The 18,725-nt window shown below is 41.5% G+C and carries 23 protein-coding genes; 5 read left to right on the top strand and 18 right to left on the bottom strand.

Annotated elements, in window-relative coordinates; all coding sequences use genetic code 11:
• Positions 1-5 precede the first annotated feature (5 nt).
• From msrA to ACOIT5_RS17450, 6 genes are all read right to left on the bottom strand, one after another.
• Complete coding sequence (gene msrA / locus ACOIT5_RS17425) at positions 6-536, bottom strand: peptide-methionine (S)-S-oxide reductase MsrA (protein ID WP_423127439.1); 531 nt, start codon at positions 534-536, stop codon at positions 6-8.
• A gap of 86 nt (positions 537-622) precedes the next feature.
• Positions 623-931 (bottom strand): DUF6787 family protein, encoded by a 309-nt coding sequence (locus tag ACOIT5_RS17430; protein WP_423127440.1) that lies wholly within the window; start codon positions 929-931, stop codon positions 623-625.
• Between the two features lie 54 nt (positions 932-985).
• Positions 986-1,552, bottom strand: a complete 567-nt coding sequence (locus tag ACOIT5_RS17435) for a hypothetical protein (RefSeq protein ID WP_423127441.1) — start codon at positions 1,550-1,552, stop codon at positions 986-988.
• Complete coding sequence (locus tag ACOIT5_RS17440) at positions 1,549-1,785, bottom strand: 4a-hydroxytetrahydrobiopterin dehydratase (protein WP_423127442.1); 237 nt, start codon at positions 1,783-1,785, stop codon at positions 1,549-1,551. Before ACOIT5_RS17440 ends, ACOIT5_RS17435 begins: the two co-directional genes overlap by 4 nt.
• A 47-nt stretch (positions 1,786-1,832) precedes the next feature.
• Positions 1,833-2,408 carry a flavodoxin family protein gene (locus tag ACOIT5_RS17445; protein ID WP_423127443.1) on the bottom strand — a complete coding sequence of 192 codons (576 nt, stop codon included), beginning with the start codon at positions 2,406-2,408 and terminating at the stop codon, positions 1,833-1,835.
• Positions 2,409-2,457: 49 nt separating this feature from the next.
• Entirely contained in the window at positions 2,458-3,114 is a 657-nt protein-coding gene (locus ACOIT5_RS17450; protein WP_423127444.1) for a DUF4159 domain-containing protein, read from the bottom strand.
• Positions 3,115-3,253: 139 nt separating this feature from the next.
• Between ACOIT5_RS17450 and ACOIT5_RS17455 the strand changes: the two genes are divergently transcribed.
• Entirely contained in the window at positions 3,254-4,489 is a 1,236-nt protein-coding gene (locus ACOIT5_RS17455; RefSeq protein ID WP_423127445.1) for an aminotransferase class I/II-fold pyridoxal phosphate-dependent enzyme, read from the top strand.
• Positions 4,490-4,495: 6 nt separating this feature from the next.
• On the opposite strand, the gene ACOIT5_RS17460 is transcribed toward ACOIT5_RS17455, so the two are convergent.
• Together ACOIT5_RS17460 and ACOIT5_RS17465 are read right to left on the bottom strand one after the other, a co-directional pair.
• Positions 4,496-5,197, bottom strand: coding sequence for a 16S rRNA (uracil(1498)-N(3))-methyltransferase (locus ACOIT5_RS17460; RefSeq protein ID WP_423127446.1), 702 nt, complete (start codon positions 5,195-5,197; stop codon positions 4,496-4,498).
• Between the two features lie 34 nt (positions 5,198-5,231).
• A complete protein-coding gene (locus tag ACOIT5_RS17465; protein WP_423127447.1) occupies positions 5,232-5,726 on the bottom strand; it encodes a SixA phosphatase family protein in 495 nt (164 codons plus the stop codon).
• A 63-nt stretch (positions 5,727-5,789) separates the two neighbouring features.
• On the opposite strand from ACOIT5_RS17465, the gene ACOIT5_RS17470 reads away from it, so the two are divergent.
• The 3 genes from ACOIT5_RS17470 (at position 5,790) to ACOIT5_RS17480 (ending at position 7,751) form a co-directional block, all read left to right on the top strand.
• Entirely contained in the window at positions 5,790-6,296 is a 507-nt protein-coding gene (locus ACOIT5_RS17470) for a metallophosphoesterase family protein (protein ID WP_423127448.1), read from the top strand.
• Positions 6,297-6,373: 77 nt separating this feature from the next.
• Positions 6,374-7,024, top strand: a complete 651-nt coding sequence (locus tag ACOIT5_RS17475; RefSeq protein WP_423127449.1) for a hypothetical protein — start codon at positions 6,374-6,376, stop codon at positions 7,022-7,024.
• Between the two features lie 4 nt (positions 7,025-7,028).
• Positions 7,029-7,751 carry a DUF3307 domain-containing protein gene (locus ACOIT5_RS17480; RefSeq protein WP_423127450.1) on the top strand — a complete coding sequence of 241 codons (723 nt, stop codon included), beginning with the start codon at positions 7,029-7,031 and terminating at the stop codon, positions 7,749-7,751.
• Position 7,752: 1 nt separating this feature from the next.
• Here ACOIT5_RS17480 and ACOIT5_RS17485 read toward each other — a convergent pair whose 3' ends face one another.
• The 10 genes from ACOIT5_RS17485 to ACOIT5_RS17530 form a co-directional block, all read right to left on the bottom strand.
• The gene (locus ACOIT5_RS17485) at positions 7,753-8,418 is read right to left on the bottom strand and encodes a phospholipase D-like domain-containing protein (RefSeq protein WP_423127451.1); all 666 of its coding nucleotides are present in this window, start codon (positions 8,416-8,418) and stop codon (positions 7,753-7,755) included.
• 2 nt (positions 8,419-8,420) lie between these two features.
• On the bottom strand, positions 8,421-9,251 hold the full coding sequence (prmA, locus tag ACOIT5_RS17490) for a 50S ribosomal protein L11 methyltransferase (RefSeq protein ID WP_423127452.1): 831 nt from the start codon (positions 9,249-9,251) through the stop codon (positions 8,421-8,423).
• A gap of 57 nt (positions 9,252-9,308) precedes the next feature.
• Positions 9,309-10,037 (bottom strand): TerB family tellurite resistance protein, encoded by a 729-nt coding sequence (locus ACOIT5_RS17495; protein WP_423127453.1) that lies wholly within the window; start codon positions 10,035-10,037, stop codon positions 9,309-9,311.
• Positions 10,030-10,617, bottom strand: coding sequence for a dephospho-CoA kinase (gene coaE / locus ACOIT5_RS17500; protein ID WP_423127454.1), 588 nt, complete (start codon positions 10,615-10,617; stop codon positions 10,030-10,032). Before coaE ends, ACOIT5_RS17495 begins: the two co-directional genes overlap by 8 nt.
• Before the next feature lie 5 nt (positions 10,618-10,622).
• Complete coding sequence (locus ACOIT5_RS17505; RefSeq protein WP_423127455.1) at positions 10,623-11,546, bottom strand: CdaR family protein; 924 nt, start codon at positions 11,544-11,546, stop codon at positions 10,623-10,625.
• Between the two features lie 135 nt (positions 11,547-11,681).
• Complete coding sequence (gene yajC, locus ACOIT5_RS17510; RefSeq protein ID WP_423127457.1) at positions 11,682-11,996, bottom strand: preprotein translocase subunit YajC; 315 nt, start codon at positions 11,994-11,996, stop codon at positions 11,682-11,684.
• A gap of 13 nt (positions 11,997-12,009) precedes the next feature.
• On the bottom strand, positions 12,010-12,444 hold the full coding sequence (locus tag ACOIT5_RS17515; protein WP_423127458.1) for a DUF1573 domain-containing protein: 435 nt from the start codon (positions 12,442-12,444) through the stop codon (positions 12,010-12,012).
• On the bottom strand, positions 12,441-13,403 hold the full coding sequence (gene nusB / locus ACOIT5_RS17520) for a transcription antitermination factor NusB (RefSeq protein WP_423127459.1): 963 nt from the start codon (positions 13,401-13,403) through the stop codon (positions 12,441-12,443). The genes ACOIT5_RS17515 and nusB overlap by 4 nt, the downstream gene beginning before the upstream one ends.
• 72 nt (positions 13,404-13,475) lie before the next feature.
• Positions 13,476-14,201: a rhomboid family intramembrane serine protease gene (locus ACOIT5_RS17525; protein ID WP_423127460.1), complete on the bottom strand. Its 726-nt coding sequence runs from the start codon at positions 14,199-14,201 to the stop codon at positions 13,476-13,478.
• Position 14,202: 1 nt separating this feature from the next.
• Positions 14,203-15,225, bottom strand: coding sequence for a threonine aldolase family protein (locus ACOIT5_RS17530; protein WP_423127461.1), 1,023 nt, complete (start codon positions 15,223-15,225; stop codon positions 14,203-14,205).
• A 102-nt stretch (positions 15,226-15,327) separates the two neighbouring features.
• On the opposite strand from ACOIT5_RS17530, the gene ACOIT5_RS17535 reads away from it, so the two are divergent.
• Positions 15,328-18,654 (top strand): UvrD-helicase domain-containing protein, encoded by a 3,327-nt coding sequence (locus ACOIT5_RS17535; RefSeq protein WP_423127462.1) that lies wholly within the window; start codon positions 15,328-15,330, stop codon positions 18,652-18,654.
• Positions 18,655-18,725: the final 71 nt, after the last annotated feature.

An 18,725-nucleotide genomic window follows, 5' to 3' on the forward strand; every position in this document is an offset into this window, starting at 1 on the left:
AACGTTTAAGGCTTTATTTTATCGCGAAAGATTTTTCTGAACTTTTCAACTTTTGGAATAATGACAAACTGGCAATAGGGCTGACCGGTATTATTGCTGAAATAGTTTTGATGGTAATCTTCGGCTCTGAAAAAGTTTTTCCAGGGGCTAAGCTCAGTAACAACTGGTTTTCCAAAGATATTTTCCCGGTTTAGCCGATCAATTATTGACTCTGCAATTTCCTTTTGATTTTGATTGCGGTAAAAAATGGCCGACCGGTATTGTGTTCCCACATCAGCTCCTTGCCGGTTTAGAGTAGTTGGATCGTGGGTAGCAAAAAACACTTCCAGCAGCTCGGTAAATGAGATGACTGAGGGATCAAATTCAACTTCAACCACTTCGGCATGCCCGGTTCGTCCTGTACAAATTTCTTTGTATGACGGATTAATAACCTCGCCTCCCGAATAACCCGAAATGACTGAGACAACGCCGTTCAATTCGTTGAATATGGTTTCGGTACACCAAAAACATCCGCCTCCCAATGTTATCCGGTCCATACTTTTTGATTTTGTTTGTGCCGGTAATTCGCTGTTTAAATTACCGGAAATAATGATTAAAAGAGCAACTGTTTTTATTGTTTGCTTCATCTGCATGACTTATCCAGCTTAATGCCTAACCGGCGCAGAGCTTTTTTTTCGAAACGCCAAAAAAAATCAAATTGCCCAAACAGGGTGCCGATAAGCAGCAGAGTGATCTGATAGATCGGGATAATAGTCAGTATGTAAATGATTGTTTTTAAAATAAATGGCCACTCCGGGTCGTAGTTGATCCATTGAAAAAGGTAATTTTTTATAAAAAGGGTTGCACTTCCGCTAACCGAAAAAACGATCAAGATGATGATTAACTGTAGGTTAGATTCAACTTCCCAGCGTGATTTTAACTTATTTAACATGTATTTCAAATTAAACCTTCAAGCTATTAAACAAGCGGAAGCGCGAATGGTTTTTTAAAATTGATGTGTTTGAAAGATAATATATCCATAGGCAAAAAAACGGAAGACTCTGAAAAAGGCCATGTAAACGAAACGTTTCATGGAGTACTCGGTTGAGCCTACCAACATGCTGATTGCAGCCCACGGCAAGGGAGTAAGCGCTGCGGTGATAATCAGAATTGAACCGTATTTTTTAAATAAATCCCAATAATGGCTAAAAAACCGACGGCTCATATACCTGAAAATCACAACGCGGCGTAATACCCTGCCTATTAGAAAAGCCAGGTATCCTGCGCCATAGGAGATTCCGGCAAAAAAAATAACATTCAGGGCATAATGCAGGAGATCTGACTTGTAGTATGCCCAGAGCATAAAAAATTCGGGAGGAAAGATCCCGAAGAAAATTTCAGAACCGGTATAGATCAGGTAAACAGTTAAAGGTTTGCTGTAAAACCTTTCAATCCAAACTTCCTGGTTTTCATCAATAATGAATTTTTTAAAAAGAAGATAAGCGACAGCAATTACGGCCATGTAAATCAACGCCCGAAGCAGGTTTTTCAGCAGAAACTTATATTTGGTCATGTTGTTAGTTGATCAATTTTTTTTGCTAACTCGTAGTCTAACCCGGTAACTTTACCTTGACTGTGTGTCATCAGACTAATCTTTACTTTTTTGTATGAGAAAATCAAGATATCCGGGTGATGGTTCATTTCCTCTGCCAGTTCGCCAACCTGGTTTGCAAATTGTAAGGCTTGTCTGAAATCTCTAAAGATAAACTCTTTTTCAATCTGATTGTTAACAGTTTCCCAATTCATAACATTGTTTATTCATCAAAACAAGCCGGTGAATTGAAAGTTTACGGTCAACGATGAATTTTACCAAGCAACCAGGCCATATTTTCGCCCAGTGTTTTCATAGTCTGCATCCCTTCTTCATCTTGTAAAACATCACCCTCATTTTTTCCGTAGGCAAAGTTCCAGTAGGAAGAGCCGGGGATAATCATCTGATTGATTAGAAAGAAATTGTTTATGGTTTCAAACGCATGAAGCTGCCCGCCCCGCCTGACCGAAATAACAGCTGCGCCAATTTTTCGTTTCAGCAGGTGGCCGTTTCCCCGGCACACATAACCCGATACATCAATCAAAGCTTTCATCTCTGTACTGATATCGGCAAAATATACCGGCGAACCCAGAATGATTGCATCGGCATCAATCATCTTTTGGATGCATTGATTGAGGACATCATTTTTGATGTGGCATCTTTGGTCTTTAATTTCCCTGCATTTTCCGCAAGCGGTACACCCATGTACCAGTTTGCCTCCCAGTTGAACTAATTCGGTTTCAAAACCTGCTTCCTCCAATGGCTTAAAGACCGATTCAATCAGGATTTTTGTATTTCCGCTTTTCCGGGGACTTCCGTTGATGCCTAATATTTTCATTGCTTTAGTGCTTTTCTGTTAATTTTTTTGATGGATTGCCTGCGAGTATTTAGTTGCCAAAAACATAAGAAACGATATTGGCCCCCATTTCCAGCGCTTTTTTTCTGGTTTCCGGCGGATTGTTGTGTACCGAAGGATCTTCCCAGCCATCGCTGATGTCAGACTCGTAGGTATACAGGCATACAAGCCTGTTCCCAATGTATAATCCGAAAGCCTGGGGACGTTGACGATCATGTTCGTGTATTTTTGGCAAACCGTTCGGGAAATCAAACTTTTGATGAAAGATCGGATGACCGGCAGGTAACTCGGAGAATTCCTGGTCGGGAAAAATTTTTCTCATCTCGCGGCGGATGTACATGTTTAGCCCGTAATTATCGTCGATATGTAAAAAACCACCTGCTTCGAAATAAAGCCTGAGATTACGGCATTCATCGTTGGTAAAAATTACATTGCCATGGCCGGTTAAATGTACAATCGGGTAATTGAATAATTCAATGCTTCCCGGTTCTACGGTACCGGGTTCGGCGGCAAATGTAGTGTTCAGCTCCTGATTGCAAAATCTCATCAGGTTGGGCAGGGCAGTGGGGTCTGCATACCAGTCGCCACCGCCTTTATACTTGATCAATCCAATTTTTAACTCCGGGTTTTGGGCTAAACCGGTGATAAAAAATAAGCAACACAAGTATGTCCCGAAAATCTTACTCATCCGTAATTAAAAAGATGGATCAAATATAAGAAGAAAGTACCAGTTGGATTAAGAAAATGGTTATCGTCAGGTAAAGTTTACCTTCAAAAACCATTTTTGAAAAAAGCTGTTATTTTTACAGACTTTAAAATTTAACTCCATGCAGAAAAGTTTTACGACCCGGGCTTTAAATATACCATTCCCAAAGAGTGACCCTTATCGGGCATTGGATATGCCTGTATATGAATCGATAGCCTTTGAATTTGCCTCGGCTGAAGAAATTTCGGCCAATTTCAGGGGAGAACTGCCGGCCCATGTATACTCGCGCACGAGCAACCCGACGGTAGAGTATTTTGAAAAGAAAATGAAAACGCTTACCGGAGCCTATCAGGCTTTGGCATTAGCTTCGGGAATGGCAGCCATATCAAACACGGTATTGGCGCTTTGCAAGGCAGGTGACAACATTATTTCGGGTAGTCAATTATTTGGCCACAGCTATTCGTTATTTGACCAGACTTTGTCGAATTACAGTTTGGAAACCCGTTTTGCCGATACGACAAAACCGGAAGAGGTCGAAGCTTTGATTGATGGAAATACCCGGCTGATTTTCTTTGAAACAGTTACCAATCCACAACTTGAAATTGCCGATATTGAAGCTTTGGCAAGCATCGCGAATAAACATGGAATCGTGCTCATTGCCGATAGTACAATTACCCCGCCTGTCGTTTTCAATTCAAAAAGTATGGGTGTTCATATCGAAGTGATGTCGACTACAAAATTCATTTCGGGAGGAGCCACATCATTTGGCGGTGTCGTCCTGGATAACGGCAGTTACGATTGGGCGGGAAACCCCAATTTGAAGCTGATGTGTGAACGCTTTGGGAAAGATGCATTTATTGCGCAGTTACGTAAAAATTATTACAGGAACACCGGTGGGGCGATGACTGCGCACACCGCTCATTATCAGATTATGGGCCTGGATATGCTTGAATTACGGATGGCGAGATGTTATGAAAACTGCATGGCTCTTGGCGAGTTTTTAAATGAACATCCGAAAGTAGCAAAAGTTACCTATCCCGGCTTAGTTGCGTCTAAAAGTTACAACCTGAGTATGAAGCAATTTTCAGGTAAACCCGGTGCCATTATGACCTTTGATCTGAGGTCACAGAAAGCCTGTTTTGAGTTTATGAACCGACTTCAAATCATTCGAAGGGCAACTAACCTGAATGATAATAAATCGCTCATTATTCACCCGTACTCAACCATTTATGTCGAATTTTCGGAAGATTACCGGAATAAAATGGAAATCCGCGATACCATGATGCGTCTTTCTGTTGGCATCGAAGCCGCAGCCGACCTGATTGCCGATATTAATCAGGCGCTGGAGTTGATTTGAAAAGATTTATTCGTTCAATAAATTGGCGGTATGGCAGGCGACAAGGGCAGCTGTTTCTGTACGCAGGCGGCTATTGCCCAAGTTCACCGGGAGAAAATTCTGTCCGATGGCTTGGGTTACTTCGTCTTCCGAAAAATCGCCCTCAGGACCAATTAAAATAAGGTTGGATGAACTTCCCGTAATTTCTGTTCGAAGTTCATTTTTGTTCTGATCATAGCAATGAGCGATGAATTTTTTTCCTTTAAACTCAGCTTTCAATAGCCCGTTAAGCGGAGTTAACGGATTTAATTTGGGAAGATAAGCTTTCAGCGACTGTTTCATGGCTGAAATGATTACCTTCTCCAAACGATCCTCGTTAACCGTTTTTCGTTCGGAACGATCGCATAAAACAGGCGTTATTTCGTCGATGCCGATTTCCGTAGCCTTTTCAAGGAACCATTCGAAACGGTCGATATTTTTTGTTGGCGCAACAGCCATGTGCAGATAATGCGTGCGTTTGCCAAATTCACCTGCTTGTTTTGTTACCTCAATCCTACATCTTTTCGGGTTTGCATCGGTAATCCGTGCTTCGTAAAAATTGCCCTTCCCGTCAACCAAGTTAATCAGATCTCCCTGATTTAGCCGGAGAACCCGAACCGCATGTTTTGATTCGGTTTCATCCAGGCAGTATGTTTGATTCCGGATATCAGGCGTGTAAAAAAGATGCATGTGCGTAATTTTCGATAATTGAAAAACAACCTAATTATCTGAAAGCCCGGGGGACCAAGTGAAAGCTCATTTCTCCCCCTCGTGCAGAAAGCTCTTTCCATGACTCGATCCTGAATTCAATCCCTACCGTTGAACAGGTTGGCATATCGCTGTTGAAAAAACGGACCAGGTTGTTCGTCAGGTAATAAATCGTCGGATTATGGCCAAAAACAAAAACCGTTTGAACCTCGTCCGGAATTTCCCGAAGCATGTCAATGAAATCCTGTGTCGTCATCCCTTCGTATAACTCCTCTTCAGACCGGATCTTATTTGCCGGGTAGCGAAGAACCCCTGCATAGATTTTTGCTGTTTTGTAAGCCCGTTTTGCCGGACTTGAGATCATCAAATCAGGCGTTATTTTATTGTCTTTTAGTTTAGAGCTAAGAAGCTCTGCGTCATCTTTGCCGCTACTGCGTAACTTCCGGTTAAAATCATCATCATATCCGTAAGGAACAGCCTTTGCATGTCTGACGAGTACTACACGTTTCATCGGTTTAATTTTTGCTCCAAATTTAAATTAAATTTGAACGATCGAAACAAATAAATATCATTAATGAAGCGAATCGGTTTAATCTCTGATACACATGGTTTAATCAGCAACCGGACATTGAAATTTATGGAAAATGTTGATGAAATTTGGCATGCCGGCGATATCGGAACAGTTTCCCTGGCAGATCAGTTAGCCCAGTTTAAACCACTTCGGGCCGTTTACGGCAATATTGATGACCACATTTTACGAAGAATGTTTCCGGAAAACCAACGTTTCTTTTGTGAAGAAATAGATGTTCTGATGACCCACATCGGAGGATATCCCGGAAAATATGACCCCCGCGCCAGAAAAGAAATTCAGCGTAACCCTCCCAAAATATTTATATGCGGACATTCCCATATCCTAAAAATTGTTTACGATAATAAGTACAACTGTTTGTACATTAATCCGGGCGCTTCGGGCAATAACGGATTTCACCGGGTTTGTACGGCTGTTCGTTTTGTTATAGACCAGGATAATATTCGGGACCTGGAAGTCTTAGAGTTTGAACGGACTAATTTTTATAGATAATTAAATCTATTTTTATAAAATATAGAATAAATGATTTAAGTATTGTATATATAGAATAAATAATTTATATTTGTTGTGTGAAAAAATTAGCAGTCATATCAGCAGATGTTATTAATTCTTCAAAATTTGAGGAAAAATCATTTTTAGATACCATACAGGTTCTGGAAGAGCCATCAGAAAACTATCTGGTTCACCGGGGAGAAGCGATGTTGACCAGCCGGGGAGATAGTTTTCAGGTAATGATTGAGGATGTGAACAGCGCATTTTTGAAAGCAATCTATTTAAAGTCATACTTCAAAAAAAAAGAAATCGGGTTAAAAATTGGAAATTCACAAAAAGCATTAGATGCCAGAATATCCTTGGCCGTTGGGCAAGCAACAGCGATCCCTGAAAAAATTGGAAAATCATTCGAAGAACCCTTTGTTTTATCGGGCAGGGCGCTTGATAAAATGAAAGCAAAAAAGCAAACTCTGATAATCACAACGAATAACGAAGAATATAACAACGAATTGGAGCTGGCTTGTTTATTTCTTGACGATATTTTAGAACGATGGACTATCGCACAAGCTGAAGTAATTTATTATCTTGTTCAAGGTTACAAACAAACAGAGATTGCCCAAAAGTTGAACCTTACCCAGCCATCAGTCAGTAATCGGATTCAGCTTGCCAGGTGGAGCCTGATTGAAAAAATGAATGAACGCTTTATTGCTATTATTGATAAATTATAATGCCATGATTTTGATTCTTCGATTACTACTCGCACATTTTATTGCAGATTTTTTGTTACAACCCCGCTCTTGGGTAAACGATAAAAACCAGTATGGAATAAAGTCGATCAGATTATTTTACCATATTCTGATTGTGACATTTCTGTCGGCCCTTTTTACGATTGATTATTTTACCTGGAAAATACCCGTATTTATTTTCCTGCTTCATTATCTGACCGATTTGGCTAAAATTTATCTGAAACCGAAAAAAGTCAATCATTTACTTTGGTTTCTTGCTGATCAAATTGTTCATCTGTTCATCATCTGGTTCATCGCCGGCCTGGCCGATGAAAACTTCAGGCAGTACGCAGAAATCCTAACCGGCAGCTTGACCAATGAAAAGATATTGATCTATTTGTTGTCATATTTTTTTATAGTTTGGCCTTCAATGATAATAATTAATCTCGCTACCCGGTACTGGCAGAAACAGGTAAACCAGGAGTTGGAACCAAACCTGAAAAATGCAGGAAAATGGATTGGGATACTGGAGCGAATTCTGGTTCTGACATTTGTGCTTTCAGCACAATTTCAGGCAATTGGTTTTCTGATTGCAGCAAAATCAATTCTCCGGATTTCTGTAAAAAACGAGGCGACCGCCCGAATCATGTCAGAGTATGTATTAATAGGTACACTGATTAGCTTTACGATCGCTATTATGACCGGGATCCTTGCCAATTCGGCGCTTTAAGCTACAGCGAAAACATTTCTTTCCAAAGTTGTTCGAACTCTTCCAGATATTGTTGGGTAATATCATATTTTGAAGTTACCAAAAGGTTTTCCTGATTGTGTTTTGATGCAGTATAAGTCCAGTTAAAACTTCCTGTAAAAGCAATTCGCTTGTCGATAATGCCGAATTTATGGTGCATGTGATATTGTGAGTGGTCAATTTTTACCGAAATACCGGCCCGGTTAAGATTTAAAATGGCAGATCCATGATCAAAGGTTTTTCTGTCGTCGGTAATAATACGAATGAAAACGCCTCGCCTGGCAGCATTGAGGATGTGCTCTGCAAGTCTTGAATCGGTTATGGTGAAAACACATAAATCCAGGCTTGTTTTTGCCTGATCAAGCAAATCTGAGATGATCTCAAGAATATCAGTACCAGGACTAAAATATACTTTATGAAAACGGAATGTATACTTTTCAATTAGTCCAAAACAGAACTCGAGCCACGAAAATACCTGCCCGTTGTTACTTTCGCGTTGAAGAATGCGGGCCTCGTGAAAAAGTTTGCTTCTCAGCTCATCCCTCTCTTCGCGTGAGAGCCTGTTTATCAGCGCAGCTACTTCAGAGCCGTTCTCCGTTGAATAAATCTGGCCGAAATGTAGTTTAAAATACCGGATAATCTGATCCATGTTTATTTTTCAAATGAACAGGCGATCCAGCTGTTTCGTTCTTTGATAATCAATTTTCGCAGATAAAGCTCCGAAGCCTTGCCCATAATATCTTCCAGGTCATCTTTATAAAAGCCGCTTACGATCAGGATCCCATCGTCATTCAATACCGAAACATAAGTGTCAATATCTTGCAGAATAACATTTTTCTGAATATTAGCCAGGATCAGATCAAATTTTTTCCTCCCCAGAAGTTTTGCATCGCCAATGCTGGCTTCGACATTTGTGACCTTATTTAACCTGCAATTCTCGACAATACTCTCAAAAGCCCAATTGTCAATATCGATAGCCGTAACACTTTTACAGCCGCGCATAGAGGCAAAAATGCCAAGGATTCCGGTACCGCATCCCATATCCAATACATCCAGATCAGTCACATTTAAGTCAAGCAGGTGTTCAATCATCAATGAGGTTGTTTCGTGATTGCCGGTACCAAAAGCCATGTTTGGTTCAATGATAATCTCATACTCAGCCGTTGGAAAATCTTTGTGAAAAGGCGCTCTTACCAAGCATTTACCATCAATTAACAAGGGTTGAAAATAGTTTTTTTCCCACTCTTCGTTCCAATTTATGTCGGGCATATTTTCTTCAGAAAAGCTTACACGGAATGGTAAACCCGAAAGGATCAGCTGAATTTCATTTTTGTTTAACTTTCCGGAAGGATAGAAAGCATTTAGCTCGTTTTCGGTATCATCAAAGCTTTCGAAATCGAGCTGAGCCAAATAAGCAGTTAGAATTTCCCGGTTCGTTTCGTTGTCGGGCGTTAGCTTGAAAATTGCCTTTGTATATTGCATATTACCAATTGATTGATGGTGAATTTAATTACTTTGTAAAACCTGATTGCACACCGTTTATACGAAGTTTCTTTCTTTTTTGATTTGTGCGTAAGCTTCATTAACTTTTTGAAACTTTTCCTTAGCTGCATGTTGAAATTCCTCGCCCAGGTAACTCACTTTGTCGGGGTGATATTTTACGGCCATTTTCCGGTACGCTTTTTTTATTTCTTCTTCTGCTGCATCCGGGGCAATTTCCAGTATTTTATATGCCGCATCGGTATTAGCTATAAACATCGATTTGATTGATTCGAAATCTTTTGTCGATATTCCCAGGTTTTTGGCAATATGGTTGATCAGGTTAAGTTCTTCAGTTTCCACCTTCCCGTCAGCATTGGCAATGCCAAACAAGAAATGCAGAAGTTGTAACCTGGATGAATAATCCATGTTCTTTTGAATCTGATGGCAGACATCAGTAACAGGGATATTGTGATTTAAAAGGTCACGCAGCATCTTAAGCGCTTCCTGGGCTGATGCAACGCCAAAAGTCCGGACAAAGAAATCTTTCACGTAATTCAGCTCCGACTTAAGCACTTTTTGGTCTGCTTTCATAACAGCGGCTACTAGTACGAGCAAACTCATAACGTAACCACCAGTCGTTGTTTTTGTTGACTGCCCTGCGCCTCCCGTTGTAAATGCAGTTTGGTTTTCAAACATTGAACCGAGGACAAAACCTAAAATGCCGCCAATTGGGCCTAAAAGTGCCCATCCAAGTCCTCCGGCAATCCATTTTCCAAATTTAGCCATGTAATTTAAACTTTTTATCTAGTTCTAATAATTGGGGAATGATCAGTTCCGCATTGTTATTATTGATCGTATATGTTGCCAATACCTCTTTTTCTTCATCTGTCCATTGCTTTGATATCCGGTTTCTTACCTCTTCTTCAGTGGTATTTTCGCGTGCCATCACCCGGCTGATCTGCTCTTTTAAAGGTGCTTTGACCAGGATGATTTGATCCATCATTTTATAAAAACCGCTTTCGAACAAAATAGCTGCTTCATGAATAATGTAGGACGAATTCTGCCTTGTGCACCATTCAAAAAAAGATTTCCGAACTTCGGGATGAATAATGGCATTGACTTTTTCGAGTAAAATTGGGGAATTAAAAATGAAGCCGGCTAATTTTTTTCGGTCAATCGACTGATTTGTCAGGTAAATGTCATTTCCGAATAATCGCTTTAGTTCACTTTGAACGAAAGCAGAACTGTCTATAATGTGTTTTGCTTCCGTGTCAGCTTCAAAAACAGGTATTCCCAGTAGCCTGAAGAAATTGCAAATGGTTGTTTTTCCGCTACCTATGCCTCCCGTAATTCCTACTTTAAGCATATCGTTTATTTTTCAATCAAATATTCTACTTTATTGGGATTCACCGAAACCGAGAGCAGATGCGGCGGTTGAGATTCAAGTCTCAGCTCAAGCAATTCTGCTTTATTTTGAATGTCTTTATAGGATACACTAAGTTTAAAATCAGACGGAAGAATTTCAGAGAAATGAGTCAGGCCGGTCATAAAACTGACTTTTGCCTTGTCGGGGAACAGTTTAACTTGCACATCTTCCGGTAGGCCAGTGATCGAGATCGGGACAACGAGGTGTTTTTCGGTGAATTCTTCTACAGGGATGGTTGCAGAAACACGTTTCTCTTTATATGTAAGACCTCTGTGTTCGGTAAGTCCCATATTGCGTTGTGTCGTCTGGTTTAATTCTTTGAAATTATAAGGTTTTGTTTTTATAAATTTGAGCGTATCCAAAATTGTCTCCGGACCACTCACCAAAACTGAATCCGGGTCAGAGGTGATCTCGCTGATCAAAAAATGTTGTTTCCCCAATTCGTAGCTCACTTCCGGTTTTACCCGAATTTTTCGTTCCACAATCCGGTCAAATCTGAAAAACAACGTATCCGGCTGGATATCGATGATGGTGAGTTCTTTGCTCACCTGTGAGGATATTTTACTAATGTATTGTTTGCTGGTGATTGCATAGTCGGCATGATCAGAATTTTCCATTTTATTCCCGGTTAGCTCATTTACATTGAACACCAGGGGAGAAAAGGCCAAACTTAATTTGTGTTGCAATAAGATAAAACCATACGAATTTACCTTCAGAATAAAATGATCAGGCAAGTCGCTGACAAGCACTTTGTTTTTTGGGAGATTAGTGAATCTAACAGGGAACGGCAGTTCAACCGAATACTCTTTATTCAGGGCATTTAAAAACCAAAAAACAGTGGCAATGCCAAGACATATCAGGTAAATCATGAGCTTACCTTCATTTTTTATGCGAAGTTTCCTGAGTAAAGCCTGAATTCTATTTATCCTTTTGTATTCCACGACCTCAAAGATAAAAAAAAGGGCTGACATCAAAGCCAACCCTTCATATTTCGCTTGGTCCGTCTATTTCTGAGGTGTCACGTCGGACATGTCTTTTACAACAGCGCTCTTATCAACGCGCAGTTTTACATTGTCGTCAACCTGTAATAAGATATAGTTATCCTTCAATTCATAGACTTTTCCGTAAATACCACCGGTTGTCACGACTTTGTCACCTTTTTGAAGGCTTTCACGGAATTTTTTCAGTTCTTTTTGTCTTTTTACCTGTGGCCTGATCATGAAAAAATAGAAAACAACGATAATCAGGATCAAGGGTAAAAAAGCGGTAAACGGACTTGCCTCACTGCCTTGTTGCGGGGCCATTAATAAGTAATTCATGTTTTTCGACTATTTAGTTTTTACTGTAAATATTTATCATTTCATGTTGCACATTGGCCGTAATCATCAATTTCATTTCTCCGGGTTCAGCATTTGAATTGATCCTTATTTCTTTATACACTTTTCCTACCTCGCCGGCAGAACTAAAAATGACCTCAATGTATCCGGTCTCGCCCGGGTTGACAGGTTCTTTCGGAAATATCACCGAAATGCAACCACAATCACTGACAGCGTCTTTGATAAATAATTTGCTGTTTCCAATATTTGTAAATTGAAAACTATATGCAACAATTTCGCCGGCTTGCAACGACCCAAAATTATGCAATTCTTCCTGAAACACAAATTTTGCTGTTCCTTGTTTTTCACCCGATTGCTGGTCGTTGTTTTTTGCTGAATGTTGGCATCCGAAAGCAAACAGCAGCGCGATCATCGGACCCAAGAGTCTCATTCTGCCAGGTTTTCTTCACCAATCAGTCCTCGTCCGGCTTTGATAATCCGGTTATCTTTCTTCAGGGCTTTCAGCGCTTTGTCGAGAATTCCGTTAATAAAATTCCGGCTTTTTTGAGTGCTGTAATACTTCGATAGCTCGATGTATTCGTTTAAAGTAACCTTTGTGGGGATAGACGGAAAGTAGAGAAATTCTGCAATAGCAAGTTCCAAGATCAGGGTATCAATGCAGGCTATACGCTCAATATCCCAGTTTACCGTGTGTTCTTCAACGATTTTTTTCAGTTCGCTGTGATTAACGACTGTTTTACGATAAAGGTTTTTGGCAAATTCCCGGTCCTCGTCATCTTTAAAAATAGGAAGAAGCGACTGATTTTCACCGGTATATTCTTTGAATTTTTTCAATGTTTTGATGATCATGCTGATTACAAAATCAACGTCGTCATTCCAGTATATGCTCTGTTCTTCCAGCAAATAAAGTAAATCTTCGGATTGCAGGATAATTTCAGCGAATAGCTGTTCAATTAGTTTTTTATCATCCTGGTGAGAGTGATCTTTGGCCGACATGTACGCCGTGTAAAAATCAGCGTTAACGAGGGCGGTGTATAGCTTTTTGATCAGTTCAGGCTCATTTTCCCAGCTAAGCTTTGATTGCTCCAATTGCTTTTTCAGCGTACTGTTGGTCCTGATCTGGTGAACCACAAGGTTGTTTACAAAGCGGGTATTCGGATTTAAATCGTCTTTGGTCGGAAAGTGTTTTTTCTTGCGTAGCTCAATCACCGAGTTGGCATGATTAGCAATTTCTACGGCCAGTTGAAACAAGTAATGATAAAGATCGTACGTCTTCTGAATACTGAAAAAAAGTTCTTTTTCAGTATTATTGATTGATTTGTCCGGCGACGTATTGAAAGCGTACAGTACCTGCAATACTTTTATTCGGATTATTCTTCTGCTAATCATTGTTTTAGAACTGATTATCTTTTTTGCGGGTGGCAAAGTTACAAAAAATCTTTTAGTATTGTCTGATAAGCTTCAAGTTTTCTCAGTCTCTTTTTCTTTTTTGCTATCCGGCCAATCCGGGTTTTCTGAATCATTCGCTTCATTATAAACCAAATCCTCCTCATCTTGTTCATCTTCCCAATCAAAATGAGATCGCTGCGGCCCTTGGTTCCGGTAATAAATACTCAGAAAAAGTCCGCTGACAGAGCCCCACAGGTGGCTTTCCCACGAAACCCGGGCTTCAATCGGGAAAATCCCCCAAAACATACCACCATACAAAAAAACAACGACGATCGCGATGGTCAGCAACTTTACGTCGTTTCGGAAAATACCGCTGAAAAACAGGAAGGCGCCCAGACCGTAAATAATTCCGCTGGCGCCTATGTGCCAGGCTTCGCGTCCTCCCATCCATACAAAAATGCCCGAAAACAAATAAATTAAGACGAAGATACGGTAAGCCAGTTTTCGGTAAAAATAGAAAAGGGCTACCGACAATACCAGGAAGGGAACGGAATTAGCGCCCAGATGAGTTACTCCGCTGTGGATAAAAGGGGCCAGGATGATCCCTGTTAGCCCTTTTACATGATGCGGAAAAATGCCATACTGGGCAAAGTTGAGTTTGAGGGTTTCTTCGATCAATAATACCATCCAGCATATAAAAACGAAAAAGGCGGGAATAATGAGGCTGTGTTTAAAGATTTTTTTCTCCAACGCGGCATCGGTTTCGTTCTTGTTTGGATAGTAATTGAACAAACGCATGTTAAAGCAACTTTTTCAATACATCTATAAAACCCGAAATATCCTCTTTTGTTGTATCAAAGGAGGTCATCCAGCGTACTTCAGAACTTGACTCATCCCAGACATAAAAAAAGTATTCTTCCTGAAGCTTTGGAATGATATCTTTCGGTAAGATGGCAAAAACGCCATTGGCTTCGGTCTTTTGTGTAATTTTTACACCGTCCAGTTTCGAAACTTCATTTTCGAGTAGTTTGGCCATTTCGTTTGCATGGCTTGCATTTCTCTTCCATAAATCCTGTTCAAAATAAGCGAGAAACTGGGCGCTTACAAAACGCATTTTTGAGAACAGTTGCATACTTTGTTTCCGGATATACTTGGTTTGCCGCGATAATCCGGGATGAAAGAAAATGACTGCTTCACCGAGCATCATGCCGTTTTTTGTTCCTCCAAACGAAAGTACATCGATGCCGGCATCGCGGGTGAATGCTTTAAAAGGCAAATCCAATGCAACGGCTGCATTGGCAATCCGTGCCCCGTCCATATGAACAAACAGGCCAAATTGATGGGCGAGGTTTGTGATTGCTTTTATTTCTTCAACCGAATACGCGGTGCCCAATTCGGTTACCTGGGAAATAGAAATAATACCCGGTTGCGAATGATGTTCAAAGCCGAATCCATGCAAATGTTTTTCAATTTCCTCCGGAAAAATTTTCCCGTTGACCGTTTTAACCGGGAGTAATTTGCATCCGGTAAATTTTTCAGGAGCGCCGCATTCATCAGTCTGAATGTGGGCTGTTTCGGCGCAGATGACCGAATGAAAACTGCTGGTGAGGCTCGACAGCGCCAGCACGTTGGCCCCGGTGCCGTTAAATACAAAATAAACATCAATGTCGTGGCCAAATTCGCGTTTGAAAAGTTCGATTGCCCGTTCAGTCACCGGGTCGCCTCCGTAGCCAACCATATGCCCTTCATTTACAGCATTCAGCGCATTTAATATTTCCGGGTGCACTCCGGCATTATTATCACTTGCAAAACCTCGTTTCATAAATATCTTTGTGTTATATTTATAATCATGGATATCTTTACCGGCGAATTTCGATAAAATTAAGCAGCTATTAAAATTCATTGATCAGGAAAATTGATATAGATGTCACAACTTCATGTTTATAAAGCTTCGGCAGGTTCGGGAAAAACTTTTCGCTTGGCGGTTGAATACCTGAAAATAGCCTTGTCATCCGACTGGAATTACAAACATATACTGGCGGTTACGTTCACCAACAAGGCAACCACCGAAATGAAATACCGCGTAGTGCACGAATTGTATCAACTGGCGCAGGGAAAACAAACTGCTTACCTGGAAGTGTTAAAAAAGGAAACGGGGCTGCACGAGGCGGAGCTGGCCGAACGGGCTCAAAAATGCCTGAAACATATTTTGCATGATTATTCGCGTTTTTCGATCAGCACAATCGACAGCTTCTTTCAACGGATAATCAAAGCGTTTAACCGCGAACTTGGCCTCAATACATCCTATCAGGTTGACCTGGACGCCGACCAGATTCTGGCAGAAGCAGTGGATGAATTACTGGTGTCGATTGATGATGACCCGGATTTGCTGGAATGGCTGAAACAGTTCGCCCGTGATAAAATTATGGAAGGCGGCGGCTGGAACCTGAAGAATGATATCCTGAACCTGGGTAAACAAATTTATAATGAGACGTTTAAGGACCTGAGTCAGGCTTTGCACGAAAAACTGGTTGATAAAACATTTATTCGCGATTATCGCCGCGATTTGCAGCAGATTATCGTTTTGTACGAAAATAAACTGAAACAACTTGGCCGCGAGGGGCTCCGGTTGATGGAAACGGCCGGGCTGACGGTCGCTGATTTTAAGTACGGGAAAAATGGCGCAGCCAATAGCTTTTCCAAAATGCTGAATGCTGATTTGACGCCCGGCGTCCGCTTACTGGATGCCGTAGCCGATGTCTCAACCCTTTACAAACTGCCGGATAAAAACGGGCTTGGCCCCGTGGCTCAACAAATTCATCCGCTGCTGGTTGAGGCGGTTAATCTTTACCGGAATGAAAACCATCGGTATAATACGGCGAAACTAATTGTCAGACAATTATACACCCTGGGGATCCTGGTCGATTTGCAGGCGATGGTCAGGAAAGTAACAAGGGAGAAAGGCGTGGTGTTGATCTCCGAATCCGGTAACCTGCTGAAACAGATTATCGCTGATTCGGAAACGCCGTTTGTTTATGAAAAAACGGGCGTTTTTTATCAGCATTTTATGATTGATGAATTTCAGGATACTTCGGGCCTGCAATGGAGCAATTTTAAACCGTTGATCGGGAATTCGCTGGCCGAAGATAACCTGGGTATGCTTGTCGGAGATGTTAAGCAGGCGATTTACCGTTGGCGCAACGGCGACTGGAACCTGCTGGCCTCGGAGGTGTTAAACGCTTTCCCGGCAAATGGGGTACACCAGGAAACTTTGCAGAACAACTGGCGCAGCGCGGGACAGATCATCCGGTTTAATAACCGCATTTTTCAGGTGGCGCCAGCTATTTTGCAGCAACATTTAAATGCTGAACTGGAGGAAACTGGTCACCCGGATTTGCCTTTCCGCGATCAGATTAAAGATCTTTACAGGGAGAGCATCCAGGAAATCGGGCAAAAAACCGGTGCAGAGCAAGGGTATATCCGGATGAAATTTCTTGAGAAACCGAAAAAGGATGACGACAATGAGGACGACGGACAAGCTGTACTTGATGATTTGGTGAAACAAATAAAACGGGTGCAGGATCTGGGTGTTGCGGCAGGCGAAATCGCGGTATTGGTTCGTGAAAAAAGAGAGGCCAGACAGGTAGCCGATTATTTGCTTCGTGAAAAGGCGAAAGGTGATCCGGCCTACAACTTCAATGTGCTGTCAGGTGAGTCGTTGTATGTCAAAAATTCAGCTTCGGTCGCCTTTATCCTGGCTTTGCTAAAACTGCTGGCCGATCCGGACGATAAACTATCGCTTGCATTTGCCAATTATCAGTATTACCAGGAAATTGAACCGCGGCTGAAAGCGATTGGCAAACTGCCCGTTCTGAAACCGCAGGAAGGGCAGGCTCAGTTGCAAATGGAATTCAGGCACCCTTACAATCCTGATGTTTCGCGAAAGTTTGAAGGTATTGAAGATGAAGAGAATGACCTCTGCAAATTTCTTAAAAGTGATTTTTTTAACGATATGCTGGCTACACGCAGTTTGCAGGAGATCATCTTCAAACTTTGCGATCTGTTCTTCTTGTTTGGATTGAAGGATGAATTGTCTTACATCCAGGCTTTTATCGATCAGGTGGGTGCATTTGTGAAAAACCGGCCGGCCGATATTTCGGCATTTCTAAATTGGTGGGAACAACAGGGACAGGACAAAACCATTTCGGTGTCGGAACAGTTGGATGCTGTTCGGATCCAAACAATTCATAAGGCCAAAGGCTTGGAATACAATTATGTATTTATTCCGTTTTGCGATTGGAATTTAGGGATACAGGCCATACATGCGCCGATTTTGTGGTGCCGGCCTGACTCTGCTCCCTTCGACCGGCTTGAGCTTGTTCCGGTGAAATTCGGTAAAGACATGGGAGATTCCCTTTTTTACCGTGAATATTTCCATGAGATCATGAGCCATTACATTGATAACCTGAATCTTTTATACGTAGCGTTTACCCGTGCCCGGCATGCCTTATTTACCTGGTCGTTTTATAAAGACGATAAGCTGGGTACAATTGGCGATTTGCTGAAACTTTTGGTTGACACGGATGACCATTATTCGGGCGAAGGACAGGACGGGCTGATGCTGAGCCTGTCAAATAATTACTGGCAGGAGGAGCATACGGCAAAGCTTGAAATAGGTCGGCTTACGCCCGTAAAACAGGCAGAGAAGGATGATCGGGGAACCATCCGGTTAGGTGAATTTCAATTTGCCGATTTCAGCAATTACCTGAAATTACGCAAAAACCATGAGCATTTTTTCGAAACCGGCAACGGAGTAAAAAGAAAGATCAATGCAGGACGTATCATCCACGAGATCCTGGCGCAAATTCACACAGCCGATGAATTGGACCGCGCGATTGCCAGCCTGGTATTTCAGGGGAAACTGGATGAAGGATCAGCCGGAACAATTAAGAGGCAGATCAATGAAATGCTGGCTGATCCGGAGGTGAAAAACTGGTTCGACGGTTCGTTTCGGGTATTGAATGAACGAAATATCCTGACCGGCAAAAACGGGCTGAAACGCCCGGACCGGATGATGCTGGCTGATGATCAGCTGATTGTGGTGGATTATAAATCGGGCGAAAAAGAGCTGGAAAAATACGAATACCAGGTTCGTAATTATATGAATGTACTTAAATCATGCGGTTATCCCAACGTGAAAGGGTATCTTTGGTACACCCGCACAAACAAACGGGTAGAGGTGGGTTTTTAATTGCTGCTGCACTTGGCGGGTTGAACTTTCAGAAATAACTTGCCTGTTTTCTTCAAAAATGTAATTTTGTC

The organism is Gaoshiqia hydrogeniformans, from assembly GCF_049347105.1.
In the GTDB taxonomy this organism is placed as follows: domain Bacteria; phylum Bacteroidota; class Bacteroidia; order Bacteroidales; family Prolixibacteraceae; genus Gaoshiqia; species Gaoshiqia hydrogeniformans.